Source organism: Pseudomonas sp. GW823-FHT02F05 (assembly GCF_058797315.1).
In genome coordinates this window covers 334,200-349,585 of sequence record NZ_JBXAJM010000001.1, presented here as the reverse complement: position 1 = coordinate 349,585, position 15,386 = coordinate 334,200, and the positions used below count along the sequence as shown (strand labels likewise).

The following is a 15,386-nucleotide window of genomic DNA, read 5'->3' as shown; positions in this document are numbered from 1 at the left end:
TGCAGTCAGGGACGCTCTGCGTCCCCAAGCGTGACGCAGAGCGTCACCGGATGCGTTCCCACGCGGAGCGTAAGAACGATCAAATTGAGTTAGATGTGGGCCAAGGCTTGCGCCAGATCGGCGCGCAAATCCTCCACATCTTCAACCCCCACCGACAAGCGCACCAGCCCATCGCCAATCCCCAATTGCGCTCGCGTCGCCGCCGGGATGCTGGCATGGGTCATGATCGCCGGGTGCTCGATCAGGCTTTCCACGCCCCCCAGGCTCTCGGCCAGGGCGAAGATCTTCACGTTTTCCAGAAAGCGCGTCGCGCCGGCCAAGTCGCTGTTCAAGTCCACTGAAATCATCCCGCCAAAGCCGCGCATCTGCTGTTTCGCCAGGTCGTGCTGTGGGTGGGATTTGAGACCCGGGTAGTGAACCCGTGACACTTGCGGCTGTTGCTCCAGCCAGGTGGCCAGGTCCAGGGCATTGCTGCAATGGCGCTCCATGCGCAGCGCCAGGGTTTTTACCCCGCGCAGGGTCAGAAAGGCATCGAACGGCCCGGCGATGGCGCCGATGGAGTTTTGCAGGAAGCCCAGGCGTTCGGCCAATTCAGCGTTATCACCGACAACAGCGATACCCCCGATCACATCAGAATGCCCATTGAGGTATTTGGTGGTGGAGTGCACCACGATGTCGAAGCCCAACTCCAGCGGGCGCTGGATCCAGGGGCTGGCAAAGGTATTGTCGGCCACGCAGATAATCCCGCGGGCACGGCAGATGCGGGCCACGGCGCGCAGGTCGGTCAGGCTCAGCAGCGGGTTGCTTGGGGTTTCGACCCAGACCATGCGCGTGTCGTCCTGCAATGACGCTTCAAACGCCGACAAGTCGCTGAGGTCGACATAGCTGAAACGGTGCCCGGCACTGCGCTGGCGCACCTTGTCGAACAGGCGGAAAGTGCCGCCGTACAGGTCGTTGCCCGAGACGATATGCGCGCCGGCATCCAGCAGTTCCAGCACGGTGGAGATCGCCGCCAGCCCCGAGGCAAATGCAAATGCCTGGCTGCCGCCTTCAAGGTCGGCCACGCAGCGTTCCAGGGCGAAACGCGTGGGGTTATGGGAGCGGCCATAGTCAAACCCCTTGTGCACGCCAGGGCTGTCTTGCAGGTAGGTGGAGTTGGCGTAGATCGGCGGCATCAGCGCGCCCGTGGTCGGGTCGGGTGACTGCCCGGCGTGGATCACACGGGTGGCAAACGCGCTTTTATCGGGCTGGCTCATGCAAGGGATCTCCGTAGGTGGTTAAGCAGATCGACGCGGGTGATCAGGCCATGAAAGCCTGCGGCGTCGGCAATGATGGCGACCAGGCCGCGATCCAGTTCAGCCTGCAGTTCGGCCAGGCTGGCGTTGGGGGCTAGGGTGTGCAGGGTGTTGGTCATGGCGCTGGCGACGGTCATGGAAAAATCTGCGGCGTCGTGGTGCAGGCCCAGCAGGATGTCGGACTCGTCGATCACGCCCACCAGGGTCTGGCCATCGACAAGCACCGGCAGTTGCGACACGTCCGCCAGGCGCATGCGCTGGAAGGCGGTGAGCAGGGTGTCGTCGGGGCTTACGCTGATCACGCGGCCGTCTTCGAAGCGGCGCGCGATCAGGTCGCGCAGGTCACCGTAGTGCTTGTACTGCAGCAGGCCCGCGTCGTTCATCCACTGGTCGTTGTAAACCTTGGACAGGTAGCGCGTACCGGTGTCGCAAACAAAGGTCACCACGCGCTTTGGCTCGGTTTGCTCGCGGCAGTAGCGCAAGGCCGCGGCGAGCAGTGTGCCGGTGGATGAGCCGCCGAGGATGCCTTCGGCCTTGAGCAATTGGCGGGCGTGGTCGAAGCTGTCTGCATCACTGATGGAGTAGGCGTGGCGCACGCTGGACAGGTCGGCAATCGAAGGGATGAAGTCTTCGCCAATACCTTCCACGGCCCAGGAACCAGGGGTTTCCAGCTTGCCGCTGCGGCTGTATTCGGCCATCACCGAACCGACCGGGTCGGCCAGCACCATGGCCAGTTCGGGTTGCACGCGCTTGAAGAACCGCGTCAAACCGGTGAGCGTGCCGGCCGAGCCGACGCCCACCACAATGGCGTCTACGTCGTGCTGGGTCTGCGCCCAGATCTCCGGCGCGGTGCTGGTCTCGTGGGCCAAGGGGTTGGCCGGGTTATTGAACTGGTCGGCGAAGAACGAGCCTGGAATATCTTTGGCCAAGCGTGCCGCCACGTCCTGGTAATACTCGGGATGGCCCTTGCCCACATCGGAGCGGGTGATATGCACCTCGGCGCCCATGGCCTTCAGGTGCAGCACCTTTTCCGTGGACATCTTGTCGGGCACCACCAACACCACCCGGTAACCCTTGGCCCGGCCCACCAGCGCCAGGCCCAGGCCGGTATTGCCGGCGGTGGCTTCAATGATGGTACCGCCAGGGCGCAAACGACCGTCGCGTTCAGCGGCGTCGATCATCGCCAGGCCGATGCGGTCCTTGATGGAACCGCCGGGATTTTGCGATTCAAGCTTGAGAAACAGCGTGCAGGGGCCGGTATCGAAGCGGCTGACCTTGACCAGCGGGGTGTTGCCGATCAGCTCAAGTACAGCAGGGCGTGAAGGGGTGGGCATGTCGTCTCCTGGTTACGGGATGGGCGCAGGGCGGGGGACAGCAAAAAAACAGCATGGCTTGGAACATAGGCCGGTATTGACGGTGTCGCAACCGGGCGTCCGTTGTATGACTTTTTTTGCCGCATGGGGGAGGGCGCGCAATCCAGATGTAGGAGCTGGCTTGCCTGCGATGGTCATAGGTATCTACACAAATTTGGTGCGACGCTGAACCTGTGGCGAGGGAGCTTGCTCCCGTGACGGCCTGACAGCCGGCGTCGATCTAACTAACGCGCCGCGATTCAAATGTGGGAGCTGGCTTGCCTGCGAAGGCGGTCTGCCAGCCGACCGGGATATTGGATCTGACCGAGTACATATCCATTATTAAGGTAACGGCCACCGATGGTTCCGCCCTGACGGCGGCTCACTTTGCAAAAGCCGGGATGCCGGCCCAGGCCAAAGTAAGCAAAACGCTCTTGCCCCACCACTCGGCACCTCGCCTAGGCTCGGTGTGCCCGTAATCCGCCAGCGCGGTTTAACGGGGCGCCTAAGATCAAGAGCGACTCGCTTCGCATCGTGGTTGCTGTCTGCTGTTACGCTGGCTGACCCACCGCCATCGCGGCCTCGCCAAGGCTCGAGCGCTCCCACCGTTCAGTTTCCGGCAATGGCGGCTTCGATGGCAGCGATGTCGATTTTGGTCATGGTCATCATCGCTTCGAATGCACGCTTGGCGACGGCAGGATCTTTACTGGTAACTGCATCGACCAACACCCTCGGCGAGATCTGCCACGACAGCCCCCACTTGTCCTTGCACCAACCGCAAGCGCTCGCCTGCCCACCGTTGTCGATGATGGCGTGCCACAAGCGGTCGGTTTCCTCCTGATCCTCGGTAGACACCTGGAAGGAAAACGCTTCACTGTGCTTGAACAGGGGGCCGCCATTGAGGCCCACGCAGGGGATACCCAGCACGGTGAATTCCACGGTCAACTCATCGCCCTGCTTGCCAGCCGGGTAGTCGCCAGGCGCACGGTGTACGGCCTTTACTTCGCTGTCGGGGAAGGTGTTGGCGTAGAAGGTCGCTGCCTCCAGAGCATCGCCGTTGTACCAGAGGCAGATCGTATTTTTGTTGTTCATCGCAAGGCTCCTCGGGTTGAAAGGTGCATGAAGTCTAGACGAACAACCTGCAACACTACTCAGGCTTGCACCGCCTCCCGGCCAGCGCGTGAGTCGGCCCGCCGCGAACGCCAGCTCAGCCCCAATACCATCAGCAAGCCCAGGCCCGCCATCAGTGCGCCTGCCAGGGAAATGGCCGGGTAGCCGAGCCCGGCATTGATCACTGCACCTCCCAATGCCGCACCAATCGCATTCCCAAAATTGAACGCACCGATGTTCATCGCCGAAGCCAGGTTAGGCGCGTCTTTGGCGGCCTCCATCACCCGCATCTGCAGCGGCGGCACCAGGGCAAAGCTGGCAGCGCCCCACAGCAGGATCGACAACGCCGCGGGCAACGGCCATTGCATGAGCACCGAAAAGGCCAACAGCACGGCAATCAACACCACCAGCGAGATGATCAAAGTGCGGTCCACTGAGCGGTCCGCTGACTTGCCACCCCACACATTGCCCATGGTGAGCCCGATTCCGAACAACACCAGCATCCCGGTGACGAAATTGGTCGAGGCATGGGTGACATCGCGCAGAATCGGCGCGATGTAGGTGAATACCGTAAACATCGCACTCGAGCCCACCACGGTCAGGGCCAGCGCGGCCAGCACCGGCCCGCGCCCCAGCACACGGATTTCCGCCATCAGGCCGCCACCCTTGGGCGCGGGAGTATTGGGCAGGGCCCACCACAGCGCCGCCATGACCACCGCGCCAAGCCCACTGATGCCCCAGAACGCAGTACGCCAACCAAAGTTCTCGCCAAACCAGGTCGCCAGGGGTACGCCGCCAATGGTCGCCAGGGTCAGCCCCATGAACATCGCCGCCACGGCCCCCGCGCGCTTCTCGGGCGCCACCAGGCTTGCGGCCACAATCGAGCCAATCCCAAAGAACGCCCCATGATTGAGCGACGTCACCAGCCTGGCGATCATCAGCGTCTGGTAGTTGCTGGCCAACGCCGACAGCAAATTACCCAGGGTAAAAATCGCCATCAGCCCTATCAGCAGATAACGGCGGGGCACCCTGGCCGTCGCCAGGGTCATGATCGGCGCGCCAATCAACACGCCCATGGCGTAGGCGCTCACCAACAGCCCCGCAGCGGGAATGGAGACATCAAGATCAGCGGCGATACCGGGCAACATGCCCATAGGTGCAAACTCTGTGACCCCGATGCCAAAGGCACCGACGGACAATGCTACAAGGGGGGGATTGATACGCATGGGTGACTCCTCATCTGTGAGCCAAATGCTACAATCCTGCCTTTTGCAGCAGTAGCCCTTGGTTGGGAACTACAGCTTTGCGCAGGAGGCACAAATGGACATCGGCGGGCGCTCGGGAGAGATGGAAGTCTTCACTATGGTCGCCGAGCACGGCAGCCTGTCGGGTGCGGCAAGGGCGTTGGGACTGACGCCTTCGGCCATCAGCCGCATCATCACCCGCACCGAACAGCGCATCGGCACCCGTCTGCTACTGCGCACCACCCGCGCCATCACCTTCACCGCCGAAGGCGAAGCCTACCTGCGCGGCGCCCGACGCATCCTCGCCGACATGGCCGAAGTCGAAGACGCGATCACCGACCAGGGCGCCCCACGCGGACGCCTGCGCGTCAGCGCCGCACTGGCCCACGGCCGCATGACCATCGTCCCCATGATCGCCGCCTTCAGCGCCCGCTATCCCGCCATCGTCGTCGACCTGATGCTCGGCGACGAAGTCGTGGACATCCTCGGCGGCCAAGCCGACGTTGCCATCCGCTTCGGCCCCCTCGCCGACAGCCCCCTGACTGCTCGCCTTATCGGCTCTACCGGGCAGGTTATCGTTGCTTCACCGGAGTACCTGGCAAAGCATGGCACCCCGGTGACGCCGCAGGATCTGCTTGAGCACAACTGCCTGCGCTTCAACTTCCGCCGAGCGGCGCCGGATTGGCCGTTTCGGGTGGATGGGCGGGAGTTTTCGTTGAAGGTGGCGGGGACGATTGAGGGGAATAGTGGTGAGGCATTGGCGCAGTTGGCGAAGCTGGGGGCGGGGGTGGCGAGGATTGGGGCGTTTAGTGTGGTGGAGGAGGTGAGACGGGGGGAGTTGGTGGTGTTGTTGGAGGAATTTAATCCTGGGGACGTGGAGCCGATTCATGCGGTGTTTGTGGGGGGAGGGGCGATGCCGGCGCGGGTTAGAGCGTTTGTGGATTTTTTGGTGGAGAGGTGTGGGGGATGAGGAGGTGTGGGTTTGGTTTTTTTGGCGTGGGGTGACCGGCGGATTTCGGCCAAAAACGGACGGTCGGTGACCTGCAAGCACTGCAACGAATCCTGTGCCCTTTAACGGCAATTCATCACTCTAGCAAACCCGCTGTCGCTCACGGGTTCAGATACTTGATGACAGCACCGGCAAACAATTCTGGCTGATCAAGCATGATGAAGTGAAAACTGCCGTCAATGCGCCTGAAGCTGATGTTTGGGGTTGAGGCATAGGCGTTACGAAACATTGCATCAACCTGGGACGCCTCTACGCCGTAATGCGAGTCGTAGGCATAAACGACCTCGACAGGCACCTTGATGCGTCCAAGCTCAGGCCGGAGATCGGTAACCATCAGTTCATACATGGCATCGGCCATAGTCTTTCGGTCCGAGTTTATCCCCGCTGCCACCAGGCCTGGTCTGGCCGCTTCGGTTTTGGCAAGACGGGCGATGGAGGCATGCTGCATAGCTTCCACCTGCTCAGGTGTTGCCGCTAACATTGCATCGCGCATCGCAGCAGCATGCGGCCCCGCTGTTTCACTGGTCGCTGAGGGGTCAAACAGCAACGTATAAAAGGGCATTGCATCGACAATCATAAGGCGTCCCACTTGATCGGGATGACGAGCACCTAACATCAGCGCCACCTCACCACCCAAGGAATGACCGATGATGACAGGCGCCTCGATGCGCTGGCTGCGGATGTATTCAGAGATAGCCTCGACCGTCGACGCGACTACCCGACCGTCTGGATTGGTTACAGCAGGCGAGCCGGCAAAACCAGCTACCTGTACGAGATGGAGGCGGTGGCTCTGTCGTAATCTAGGGGCCAAATCAGCCCATACTTCGTAGGACGACGCAAACCCTGGGATCAAGATGATATCTGTTCCCGAGCCTTGTACCAGAACCGAGATGCCATGTGGGTTGACGGTGACTGGCGGCAAAGGTGCAGGCTGGGCTGGCGATGCAGACAGCAGCGCCAGCGTGGTGCCAATCCCGGCAAGGATCATTCCTGCACGCATGGCGATCCCCTTTTCGTGCAATGCGAAGTGGTATTTACGATCTCGAGATCGCCAATTGCACCGATGGGCAGGCCGTTTAACGGGTTCATAGCCATTCCTTTGACCGAAAAATTACTGCCACTATACGGCGCACAAAAGCGTCAGGAAACTACCCCGCCTGCAATAATCCTTGATCCGCTTTGGGTCGATAGCGGCCGGTTTAGCGGTGCATTGGCTTCAGGGATCAGGGTGATGAGGGCTTCGACGCTGATCACTAGCGTCGGCAGACATTTCCTGTGTTATCGCTGATACACTATTTTTAACCGTACACCTGTTGGCCGCCAAAACACTAGGGCGTGAGATGGATATCAAAGAGTTTTGCCTTGCTCATGGATTTGATATGAGCAAATGTGGAGTCGCGTTAGGCGGTGGTGGTTTTGGAATGACAGAGTTGAAAACCTCACCTGTCGAATTCTTGACCTTAGCGGAAGACGATTTTGAACGGGGCGGTTTGGCGGCTCTCGTCAATGCAACGACCAATGCAAAACGCGCCATTGTCTGTCAGCTTGATCAATTGTTGATCTCTTTTGGTTACCCGTCACTTCGATGGAACGTGCCGAAGAAGATCGAACGGCTAAGGGCACTTGGGTTATTGACGCCGAGTCTGTTGCGTAAAGTCGTCGATATACGAAATATTCTTGAGCACGAGTATGCGACTCCTGAGCTTGAAAAAGTTGAAGAGGCGTTGGATATCGCGAGCCTATTTGTTATGTCCGCCTCAGCTATGTTCATTCCATTCGATGATGTCTTAGAGTTTTCACTTCCTGACTTGAACGTGACAGAGAGTTCTGCCCCTCGTGTCTCGGCAGGACTGAATCGCGAGTCCGGCAGGGTTTTTTACACTGTCTACGCTTATGAGCCTGGGGAGTATGCCGGGCGTTGCGTCGGTCAGTGTGAGATTCAATCAGGACATGTCTTGTTCGAGGCAATGGTAAAGCTTTCCGCTTCGCTGATGCTTCAATACAAGGTAAACCAAGCGCTCCGTGATTTTGAAGCTGCGTATGCCAAGCTATGAATCGTTGAATTAGAGTTGGGGCTTGAAGGGGCGGCAATCGGTCGATACCGGCTGCTCAAGACTGGCTGCTATCGACCAAAAGCGGACATCTGAATCGTCCGCATAACATCTTCAACGGTTGAGACGAACTCTCTTGTTTAAACCAGACTGGCCGATAACGGACCAGATGTCCCCATTTCTGAATTCTTCTCGGTTGTTGTGAAGTTGACTAAATCCATACTTATCTGCTGTGCGATTTTTCTGACTGGCTGTGTTGGTCACTACCAGCAACCGGCACCGAATGCGCCGCACGCCACCCTTGATGCTCATTGGGGGAAAAACGAATTCATGTCTGGAGGCAGCCAAGCGTATTGGGCCTACTACGATGCTCACTGCCAAGACACGAGAGAGACCGGTGTGCTAGGTGGTGTTTCACCGTCAGAACCCGAAAAGAATCGATTTCTAATCCAGCCTGACCGACGCATTTACCTGAGCGCACTCAGCTCAGGAATCAAGGGGCGTGAGAACACGGATCAGCCGTTAATCCATAGGAGTTGTATGAGTTTCAGTAGCTTCGTCCCGAATGCGGGGGGGATCTACCAAGTGACCCACTCAGCTCCTAAATCCGGTTGCGCATTGGAGGTAATTGATATTCAGACAGGGAAAGCGCCTTCAACACTTATCGTCGAGCCTATCGCAAAGGGATGCGGATTGTGATGGCATACAGAGACAAAGCGTATTGCCACCAACTTAGAGTGGAAGATGGGCGAGGAGGTCAACCAGGGGAAACTGGAGGAACTGAGCTTTCTTTTCGAAGAGACCCGTAATTTCCAAAGCATCGCCAGAAACGGATTTTGATGTGATCGATTTCACCAATATATAGATCCTTTTAGCTTGCTTGCCACCTATGGCCTCGCCTCATCTGAGACATTCTTTCTGCCAGCGCAGTATCTAGTCTGTTGCCTCTGCCGGTTGAATAGTCTGGCGATTTTTGCTCGTGCTGAGCGGCAGCTTTTGGCCGTTTGCAGCCAATGAGTCAACGCAAAGTTGTAACCGGCACGGATGGACCAAAGCTCATACACCGCCCACTCGCGTTTTCGTTCCAGCCTGCCCGCAAGCGCATCGCCTTGACCTCCTTATCTGGTCCACCTTCTTCATGGCCTTTCCCCACACTGTCGCGTCTTTTAAGCTTGCTGAAACGTTTCATCGAGTTTATAAATCACAAACAACTCCAATAAAGGCCACCGCCATGACCCCGCTAAAACTCCTAGTTGCCCTCAGCGCATTCTCTGCCGCCTCCCAAGCCCTAGCCTGGGATTACGTGCTGCTCGATACCGACAAAGCCGCCCAGAACTGGCAGGTCACCAGCCAGGAGCTCGGCATCCAAACCGACAAACCCTTCAGCGTCACTTTGCGCACCTTGCACGGTGGTCGGCAGGAGGGTGTGAGCATTGTCGATATTGACAACGGCACGATGAAGCTCTCGGTAGTGCCGACCCGTGGAATGAACGTGTTGCAGGCGTCGGTCGGCGATGTGCGCATGGGCTGGGATTCGCCGGTCAAGGAAGTGGTCAATCCTTCCTTCATCGAGCTCAATGGCCGCGGTGGTCTGGGATGGTTGGAAGGTTTCAATGAGCTGGTCACCCGCTGCGGCTACGAATGGGTCGGGCACCCTGGCGTCGACAACGGCGAGTTGCTGACCCTGCACGGGCGGGCGGCCAATATCCCTGCGAACAAAGTCACCCTGCATATCGATGAAAAACCGCCGTACGCCATCACCCTGCGTGGCGAGTTGAAAGAGCAGGCGTTCAAGAAGGTCGATTTCTCCGTTGCGACCGAACTGGTCACCGAGCCTGGCAGTGTGGTGTTCGCCCTCAACGACACGCTGACTAACAATGGCGATTATCCGAAGGAATACCAGGCGCTGTATCACAGTAACTTCAGCACGCCGTTCCTGGAGCAGGGCGCGCGTTTCGTTGCGCCGGTGAAGCAGGTGTCGCCGTTCAACGACAAGGCCAAGGGCGAACTGGCCGATTGGCAAACCTATCGCGCACCGACGAAGGACTATGACGAAACGGTTTACAACGTGGTGCCGTATGCCGATGCCAAGGGCGATACCTTGACGGTGTTGCATAACAAGGCCGGCAGCCTGGGGGTTTCGGTTGGCTTCAATACGCAGACACTGCCGGTGTTTTCGCTGTGGAAGAATACTGATACCCAAGGGCAGGGCTATGTCACGGGGTTGGAGCCGGGGACGAGTTTTTCCTATAACCGTCGTTATCAGCGGCCACTGAACCTGGTGCCTACGATCGGGGCGAAGGAACACAAGCAGTTCCGTATCAGCTACAGCTTGTTGGCGGATAAGGCGGCTGTTGAAAAGGCCTTGAAGCAGGTCAGCGAGATTCAGGGTGGGCGTGAGACTGAGGTGCGGCAGACGCCTTTGGTGGATCTGACCAAGGGGTGACATTGGCTGAAGCCTTCACGCGGGGCCCGGCGTTCTTCATCGAAGCCGTAACCCGCGCCCTACAGCAGGGCTTTCTGTCATCGACGGGCATGCATACTGGAATAACCGTATTTCAGGAGCATCTCCATGATTCGCAGGGCATTACCCGCCGACGCAAGAGCCATTGCCCAGGTGCATATCAGTAGTTGGCAAGACGCCTACCGTGACCTGATGCCTGCCCAGTTCTTGAGCGGATTGCAAGCAACGCTGGCTCGACGCGAAGCCCATTGGGTTCGCTCGATTGCCTCGGGTGAGTCAACGGTATGGGTCGCCGAGGTGGGCCAGCAGGTGGTTGGCTGGATAGCCGTCGGCGCCAGCCGTGACGAATACGCCGTGCAGGCCAATGCAGGTGAGGTCATGGCCATCTACGTACTCGCCGAGCATTGGCACACCGGCGTCGGGCGGGGCTTGTGGAATGCCGGCCTGCAAGACCTGTTGGCGCAAGGCTATGAGCGTTTAACGCTGTGGGTCTTGGCCGGTAATGAAAGGGCGATTCGATTTTATCGCCGGGCGGGGTGCGTCGAGGAGGCCGGGACAGAGCGCCATCTTGAGAGGGGCGGTGTGGCGCTGGTGGAGGTGAGGTATGGTTTGCCGTTGAGATAGCCTAGGTATTTACGCAACTTGGGCATCAGTGGGATCTTTGTCGGCTGCCAGGCCGTCATCGCAGGCAAGCCAGCTCCCACATTTGGATCGCGGGGCATCAGTTATGTCAGCGTCGGCTGCCAGGTCGTCACGGGAGCAAGCTCCCTCGCCACAGGTGCAGCGCCGTACTGAAGGTAGGTGGATACCGATGGCGGCCATCTTCACAGGCGCATTCACACCTCCCTCATGCCTTACGCGCAGTCAACAACACCGCCGCGGCCGCTGACAACAAACCCGCGCAGCAGCGATTGAACAGGCGCTTGCTCTTCGGCTCGGCAAACCAGCGGCGCATATGCAGGCCCATATAGGCGTAGGCGCTGATAGCCACCCATTCCAAGGCCAGGAACATCACACCCAGCAGGGCAAATTGCACGGTGATGGGTTGGCCGGGCACCACGAATTGCGGGAGGAAGGCGGTGAAGATCAGGATCGCTTTGGGGTTGCCCGCCGCCACCAGAAACTCCTGCCGTGCCAAGGCCCACAGGCCCACCTTCCCCGTTGCGGTGTCCACCTGCTGCTGCGGGTCTGCGCGCCATAGCTGATATGCCAGGTAAAACAGATACGCCGCGCCGAGAATCTTGATCCCGTAGAACAACAACTCCGAGGTTTGCAGTACCACCGCCAAGCCAGCGGACGCGAGGGCGATCATGCCGGCGAAGGCCAGCAGACGGCCGAGACCGGCGAGGCAGGAGGTGCGGTAGCCATAGCGGGTAGCGTTGCTCACGGATAGCAGGTTATTGGGGCCGGGGGCCATGTTCAGGGCGAAGCAGGCGGGCAGGAAGAGGGCGAGGGTGGCGAGGTCCATGGCGGCTCCGGGTTGGTAGGTCGTAAGGCATAAAGCGTGGGTTAACACTCCGTGGCTGGGCTTATGGCCCCGCGAGCGCATCAGGTGTCAGGATTGGATGAGTGCTTGGCTTCAGGGGTTGCGCCAAATAACCGATCGGCAATTTGCCTGCCCCGTTCCAAGCCTTCCTGCGTCAACCAAGCTCGTGGAGTCGGTTCATTATTTGAAAGTCGTGGCCTTTCCATGAGTTGCCGTTATCAAAGCTGAAGGTGGTCAGCAGGGCAAGTACGGCTTCCTCAATCAGTTTTTCGTCGTATTCCATATTGGGTACTCCGCTTGAGTGACACAGACCCTGTTGAGTTTACGCTCAACATCACGCAGCACTCCACACCGCTAACTCATACCCATCCGGATCGGTAAAGTGGAACCGGCTGCCACCGGGAAACGAAAATGTCTGGCGGGTTATCACCGCTCCCAGCTGTTGAAGCCGCTGCTGCACACTGTCCAAGTCATCTGCGTACACGATAACCAAGGGGCCGCCCGGTCGCACAGGCTCGCCGGTGGTGAAACCACCCGTGAGCCGGCCATCGCTGAACTCGCTGTAGGTGGGGCCGTAATCGACGAAAGTCCAGCCGAATGCAGCGCCGTAGAAGGTTTTGCTGCGGGCAATGTCGCTTACGTTGAATTCGATATTGTCGATCTGTCGGTCTCTGCCACGAGTACTCATGGGGGCTTCCTTGGCCGGTGTGCAAGGCCGGAGTGTAGCGTACCTCACATCCTTTTCATTCATCGATAGGGCCTTTGTGATTAGCCAGTATCTCTGAACACTGCATCCAGCCAAGGTGTGCTTATCTTTGTCGAGGGCCACTCTAGAATGGCGGCGTACTTCTCCCAATTAAAGGAATGTCGTCATGCCTAATCATTCAATCAACGGCAAGGTTGCACTGATCACGGGTGGTGCGAAGAACCTCGGCGGGTTGATCGCCCGCGATCTGGCCAAGCATGGCGCCAAGGCTGTGGTCGTGCACTACAACAGCGCTTCCAGCCAGGCTGACGCGAACGCAACCGTCGCCGCAATCGAGGCGCTAGGCGCGAAGGCTGTGGCATTGCAGGCGGACTTGACCACGGCGGGAGCGATGGAAAAACTCTTCAACGATGCCGTCGCCGCAGTCGGCAGGCCGGACATCGCGATCAATACCGTGGGCAAGGTGCTTAAAAAGCCAATGGCTGAAATCACGGAGGCGGAGTACGACGAGATGATGGCCGTCAACTCCAAGACTGCGTTCTTTTTTATCAAGGAAGCCGGCAAGCACCTCAATGACAATGGCAAGATCTGCACTATTGTCACTTCACTGCTGGGCGCTTTCACGCCCTTTTACGCTGCATATGCCGGCAGCAAGGCGCCGGTAGAGCAATTTACGCGAGCGGCGGCGAAGGAGCTGGGCGTTCGAGGTATTTCGGTCACGGCAGTAGGGCCGGGGCCGATGGACACGCCGTTCTTCTACCCGGCCGAAGGTGAGGATGCGGTCAGTTACCACAAGACGGCTGCCGCGCTGTCGCCGTTCTCGAGCACGGGCCTGACAGATATCGAGGATGTGGTCCCGTTCATCCGTAACCTGGTGAGTGACGGCTGGTGGGTGACTGGCCAGACAATTTTGATCAATGGCGGCTACACCACCAAGTAAGCGGTCAACGCGCAGGCGCAGACGTGGTGAGCGCCGATCGATCCGTGCCCCCCGAGCATTGAGAGCCCATGGATAGAATCGAACAGTACCGCGTCTTCGTTCAAGTCGCAGAGCTTGGCAGTTTCATACAAGCGGCACGGCTGATGAGGCTGCCACGCGCGAGCGTGTCGGCCGCCATTCAACAGCTGGAGGCCAATGCTGGCACTCGACTGCTGCACCGGACAACCCGCAAGGTCTCCCTGACCGCCGATGGCACCCAGTTACTGCTGAAGGCGCGCCAGGTCTTGCTGGACATCGATGATATCGACCAACTGTTTAACAGCCATCAGGAACAGGTCATGGGCCGTCTGGAAGTGGACGTGCCCAGCCGCATAGCGCGGCGCCTGGTGATGCCTGCGTTGGCCGAGTTTCTCCGCCGCTACCCTGGGCTCCAACTCGGCCTGGGCTCCACCGATCGCGCCATTGATCTGGTACAGGAAGGCGTGGACTGTGTCATTCGTTTTGGCACCCCGCAGAACAGCAGCCTGGTGGTGAAGCCGTTGGGCAAGGTGTTGCTGGTCAATTGCGCGAGCCCCGCCTACTTGACGGAATTCGGGGTGCCCACACAGCCTTGCGATCTGCAAAACCGGCATGTCTGTATCGGCTACAGCACGAGCGCAGGCGGCCAGGAAACGGCCTGGGAATATTGCGTCGATGGCACCGCGCAGGCTGTCATGATGCCCAGCCGTGTGGTGGTCAATAATGCCGAAAGCTATATCGCAGGATGCTGTGCAGGGCTCGGTTTGATTCAGGTGCCGTTGTTCGATGTTCAGCATTTATTGGACAGCGGCGAATTGGTGGAGGTGATGGCGGCCTATCGGCCGGCCCCCATGTGCGTTTCAGTCCTGTACCCGACTCGCCGCCAACGCTCTCGTCGCCTTGGCGCGTTCATCGATTGGTTTGCCGCCTTGATGGCTCCGCATCTGGAGCCTTGATGCACTCCAGCGGTATGCCCACCTGTTCTCTCTGACTCGCCATGTTCCGGGTCGGGCTCAAGGATGAAACCTGCGCCCCAACGCATCCAGCCGCACCGCGATCGGTGGCAGGCGTTCGCTGCTGCGGGCGAGCGTCTCGACGTCGTCGGCGGTGTTCTGGGCGATGCTTTGCACCGACTGCAAGCGCTCGACGATCTCCAGGTTTGCCGAGGTCTGCTCGCGGGTGGTGGTGACGATGTGGCCGTTGAGTTGGTCGATGTGCGCGATGTCCTCGCCCACAGCCCGTAGCATGTCCACGGCCACTTGGCTGTCTGCCACGCAGCGCTCTACGCCTTCGCGGCTGGCGTGCATGGCTTCGACGGCTTGTCGGCTGCCGTGTTGCAGGCCCTCGATGATGCTCTTGATTTCCTGGGTGGAGAGGGCGGTGCGCTGGGCCAGGCTGCGCACTTCATCGGCAACCACGGCAAAGCCACGGCCTTGCTCGCCGGCGCGGGCAGCCTCGATGGCGGCGTTGAGGGCCAGCAGGTTGGTCTGGTTGGCGATGCTGCTGATCACTTCCAGCACCGAGCCGATTTGCTCTGCCTGCACCGCCAGGGATTCCACGGTCGACTCCGTGCCGTTGATGCGCGAGGCCAATTGGCTGATTTCATGTTGGGCGCGGCCGACGCTTTCCTGGCCGCGCACAATCTGCTGGCTGGCCTGGCCTGCATGTTCCACTGCCTGTTCGACCTGCACCGTAATGTGGCCCATGGCGT

The 15,386-nt window shown here is 59.4% G+C and carries 15 protein-coding genes; 6 read left to right on the top strand and 9 right to left on the bottom strand.

Translation table 11 applies throughout. From position 1 onward, the window contains the following. Positions 1-89: 89 nt before the first annotated feature. The 4 genes from AC1RAC_RS01650 to AC1RAC_RS01635 form a co-directional block, all read right to left on the bottom strand. Entirely contained in the window at positions 90-1,256 is a 1,167-nt protein-coding gene (locus AC1RAC_RS01650) for a cystathionine gamma-synthase (protein ID WP_019817159.1), read from the bottom strand. Continuing rightward, positions 1,253-2,629 carry a pyridoxal-phosphate dependent enzyme gene (locus AC1RAC_RS01645; protein WP_060764260.1) on the bottom strand — a complete coding sequence of 459 codons (1,377 nt, stop codon included), beginning with the start codon at positions 2,627-2,629 and terminating at the stop codon, positions 1,253-1,255. Before AC1RAC_RS01645 ends, AC1RAC_RS01650 begins: the two co-directional genes overlap by 4 nt. A gap of 627 nt (positions 2,630-3,256) precedes the next feature. Next, positions 3,257-3,739, bottom strand: a complete 483-nt coding sequence (locus tag AC1RAC_RS01640) for a VOC family protein (protein ID WP_057975779.1) — start codon at positions 3,737-3,739, stop codon at positions 3,257-3,259. Between the two features lie 59 nt (positions 3,740-3,798). After that, the gene (locus AC1RAC_RS01635) at positions 3,799-4,983 is read right to left on the bottom strand and encodes an MFS transporter (protein WP_252950590.1); all 1,185 of its coding nucleotides are present in this window, start codon (positions 4,981-4,983) and stop codon (positions 3,799-3,801) included. A 94-nt stretch (positions 4,984-5,077) separates the two neighbouring features. Here AC1RAC_RS01635 and AC1RAC_RS01630 point away from each other — a divergent pair, with 94 nt between their 5' ends. Next, entirely contained in the window at positions 5,078-5,971 is an 894-nt protein-coding gene (locus AC1RAC_RS01630) for a LysR family transcriptional regulator (protein ID WP_492616059.1), read from the top strand. A 139-nt stretch (positions 5,972-6,110) separates the two neighbouring features. Here AC1RAC_RS01630 and AC1RAC_RS01625 read toward each other — a convergent pair whose 3' ends face one another. Then, complete coding sequence (locus AC1RAC_RS01625; RefSeq protein WP_197900188.1) at positions 6,111-7,010, bottom strand: alpha/beta fold hydrolase; 900 nt, start codon at positions 7,008-7,010, stop codon at positions 6,111-6,113. Positions 7,011-7,350: 340 nt separating this feature from the next. Here AC1RAC_RS01625 and AC1RAC_RS01620 point away from each other — a divergent pair, with 340 nt between their 5' ends. The 3 genes from AC1RAC_RS01620 to AC1RAC_RS01610 all read left to right on the top strand — a co-directional run bounded on the left by AC1RAC_RS01620 (position 7,351) and on the right by AC1RAC_RS01610 (position 11,149). Further along, a complete protein-coding gene (locus tag AC1RAC_RS01620) occupies positions 7,351-8,064 on the top strand; it encodes a hypothetical protein (RefSeq protein WP_060763728.1) in 714 nt (237 codons plus the stop codon). A gap of 1,228 nt (positions 8,065-9,292) precedes the next feature. Next, positions 9,293-10,507: an aldose 1-epimerase family protein gene (locus AC1RAC_RS01615; protein ID WP_492616058.1), complete on the top strand. Its 1,215-nt coding sequence runs from the start codon at positions 9,293-9,295 to the stop codon at positions 10,505-10,507. A 126-nt stretch (positions 10,508-10,633) separates the two neighbouring features. Then, positions 10,634-11,149 carry a GNAT family N-acetyltransferase gene (locus AC1RAC_RS01610; protein ID WP_197900190.1) on the top strand — a complete coding sequence of 172 codons (516 nt, stop codon included), beginning with the start codon at positions 10,634-10,636 and terminating at the stop codon, positions 11,147-11,149. A 223-nt stretch (positions 11,150-11,372) separates the two neighbouring features. Here AC1RAC_RS01610 and AC1RAC_RS01605 read toward each other — a convergent pair whose 3' ends face one another. From AC1RAC_RS01605 to AC1RAC_RS01595, 3 genes are all read right to left on the bottom strand, one after another. Beyond that, entirely contained in the window at positions 11,373-11,993 is a 621-nt protein-coding gene (locus tag AC1RAC_RS01605) for a LysE family translocator (protein ID WP_492616057.1), read from the bottom strand. A 172-nt stretch (positions 11,994-12,165) separates the two neighbouring features. After that, the gene (locus tag AC1RAC_RS01600; protein ID WP_492616056.1) at positions 12,166-12,294 is read right to left on the bottom strand and encodes a DUF6429 family protein; all 129 of its coding nucleotides are present in this window, start codon (positions 12,292-12,294) and stop codon (positions 12,166-12,168) included. Between the two features lie 51 nt (positions 12,295-12,345). Continuing rightward, complete coding sequence (locus tag AC1RAC_RS01595) at positions 12,346-12,699, bottom strand: VOC family protein (RefSeq protein WP_057975785.1); 354 nt, start codon at positions 12,697-12,699, stop codon at positions 12,346-12,348. Positions 12,700-12,883: 184 nt separating this feature from the next. On the opposite strand from AC1RAC_RS01595, the gene AC1RAC_RS01590 reads away from it, so the two are divergent. Together AC1RAC_RS01590 and AC1RAC_RS01585 are read left to right on the top strand one after the other, a co-directional pair. Then, complete coding sequence (locus tag AC1RAC_RS01590) at positions 12,884-13,657, top strand: SDR family oxidoreductase (protein ID WP_089041786.1); 774 nt, start codon at positions 12,884-12,886, stop codon at positions 13,655-13,657. A gap of 68 nt (positions 13,658-13,725) precedes the next feature. After that, on the top strand, positions 13,726-14,631 hold the full coding sequence (locus AC1RAC_RS01585; RefSeq protein WP_492616055.1) for a LysR family transcriptional regulator: 906 nt from the start codon (positions 13,726-13,728) through the stop codon (positions 14,629-14,631). 57 nt (positions 14,632-14,688) lie between these two features. On the opposite strand, the gene AC1RAC_RS01580 is transcribed toward AC1RAC_RS01585, so the two are convergent. After that, positions 14,689-15,381, bottom strand: coding sequence for a methyl-accepting chemotaxis protein (locus AC1RAC_RS01580; RefSeq protein ID WP_256660487.1), 693 nt, complete (start codon positions 15,379-15,381; stop codon positions 14,689-14,691). Positions 15,382-15,386 lie beyond the last annotated feature (5 nt).

Coding starts and splice junctions, on each gene's coding strand:
- AC1RAC_RS01630 (WP_492616059.1), top strand. CDS start 5,078: ATGGACATCGGCGGGCGCTCGGGAGAGATGGAAGTCTTCACTATGGTC.
- AC1RAC_RS01650 (WP_019817159.1), bottom strand. CDS start 1,256: ATGAGCCAGCCCGATAAAAGCGCGTTTGCCACCCGTGTGATCCACGCC.
- AC1RAC_RS01615 (WP_492616058.1), top strand. CDS start 9,293: ATGACCCCGCTAAAACTCCTAGTTGCCCTCAGCGCATTCTCTGCCGCC.
- AC1RAC_RS01645 (WP_060764260.1), bottom strand. CDS start 2,629: ATGCCCACCCCTTCACGCCCTGCTGTACTTGAGCTGATCGGCAACACC.
- AC1RAC_RS01605 (WP_492616057.1), bottom strand. CDS start 11,993: ATGGACCTCGCCACCCTCGCCCTCTTCCTGCCCGCCTGCTTCGCCCTG.
- AC1RAC_RS01625 (WP_197900188.1), bottom strand. CDS start 7,010: ATGCGTGCAGGAATGATCCTTGCCGGGATTGGCACCACGCTGGCGCTG.
- AC1RAC_RS01635 (WP_252950590.1), bottom strand. CDS start 4,983: ATGCGTATCAATCCCCCCCTTGTAGCATTGTCCGTCGGTGCCTTTGGC.
- AC1RAC_RS01610 (WP_197900190.1), top strand. CDS start 10,634: ATGATTCGCAGGGCATTACCCGCCGACGCAAGAGCCATTGCCCAGGTG.
- AC1RAC_RS01580 (WP_256660487.1), bottom strand. CDS start 15,381: ATGGGCCACATTACGGTGCAGGTCGAACAGGCAGTGGAACATGCAGGC.
- AC1RAC_RS01600 (WP_492616056.1), bottom strand. CDS start 12,294: ATGGAATACGACGAAAAACTGATTGAGGAAGCCGTACTTGCCCTGCTG.
- AC1RAC_RS01590 (WP_089041786.1), top strand. CDS start 12,884: ATGCCTAATCATTCAATCAACGGCAAGGTTGCACTGATCACGGGTGGT.
- AC1RAC_RS01595 (WP_057975785.1), bottom strand. CDS start 12,699: ATGAGTACTCGTGGCAGAGACCGACAGATCGACAATATCGAATTCAAC.
- AC1RAC_RS01585 (WP_492616055.1), top strand. CDS start 13,726: ATGGATAGAATCGAACAGTACCGCGTCTTCGTTCAAGTCGCAGAGCTT.
- AC1RAC_RS01640 (WP_057975779.1), bottom strand. CDS start 3,739: ATGAACAACAAAAATACGATCTGCCTCTGGTACAACGGCGATGCTCTG.
- AC1RAC_RS01620 (WP_060763728.1), top strand. CDS start 7,351: ATGGATATCAAAGAGTTTTGCCTTGCTCATGGATTTGATATGAGCAAA.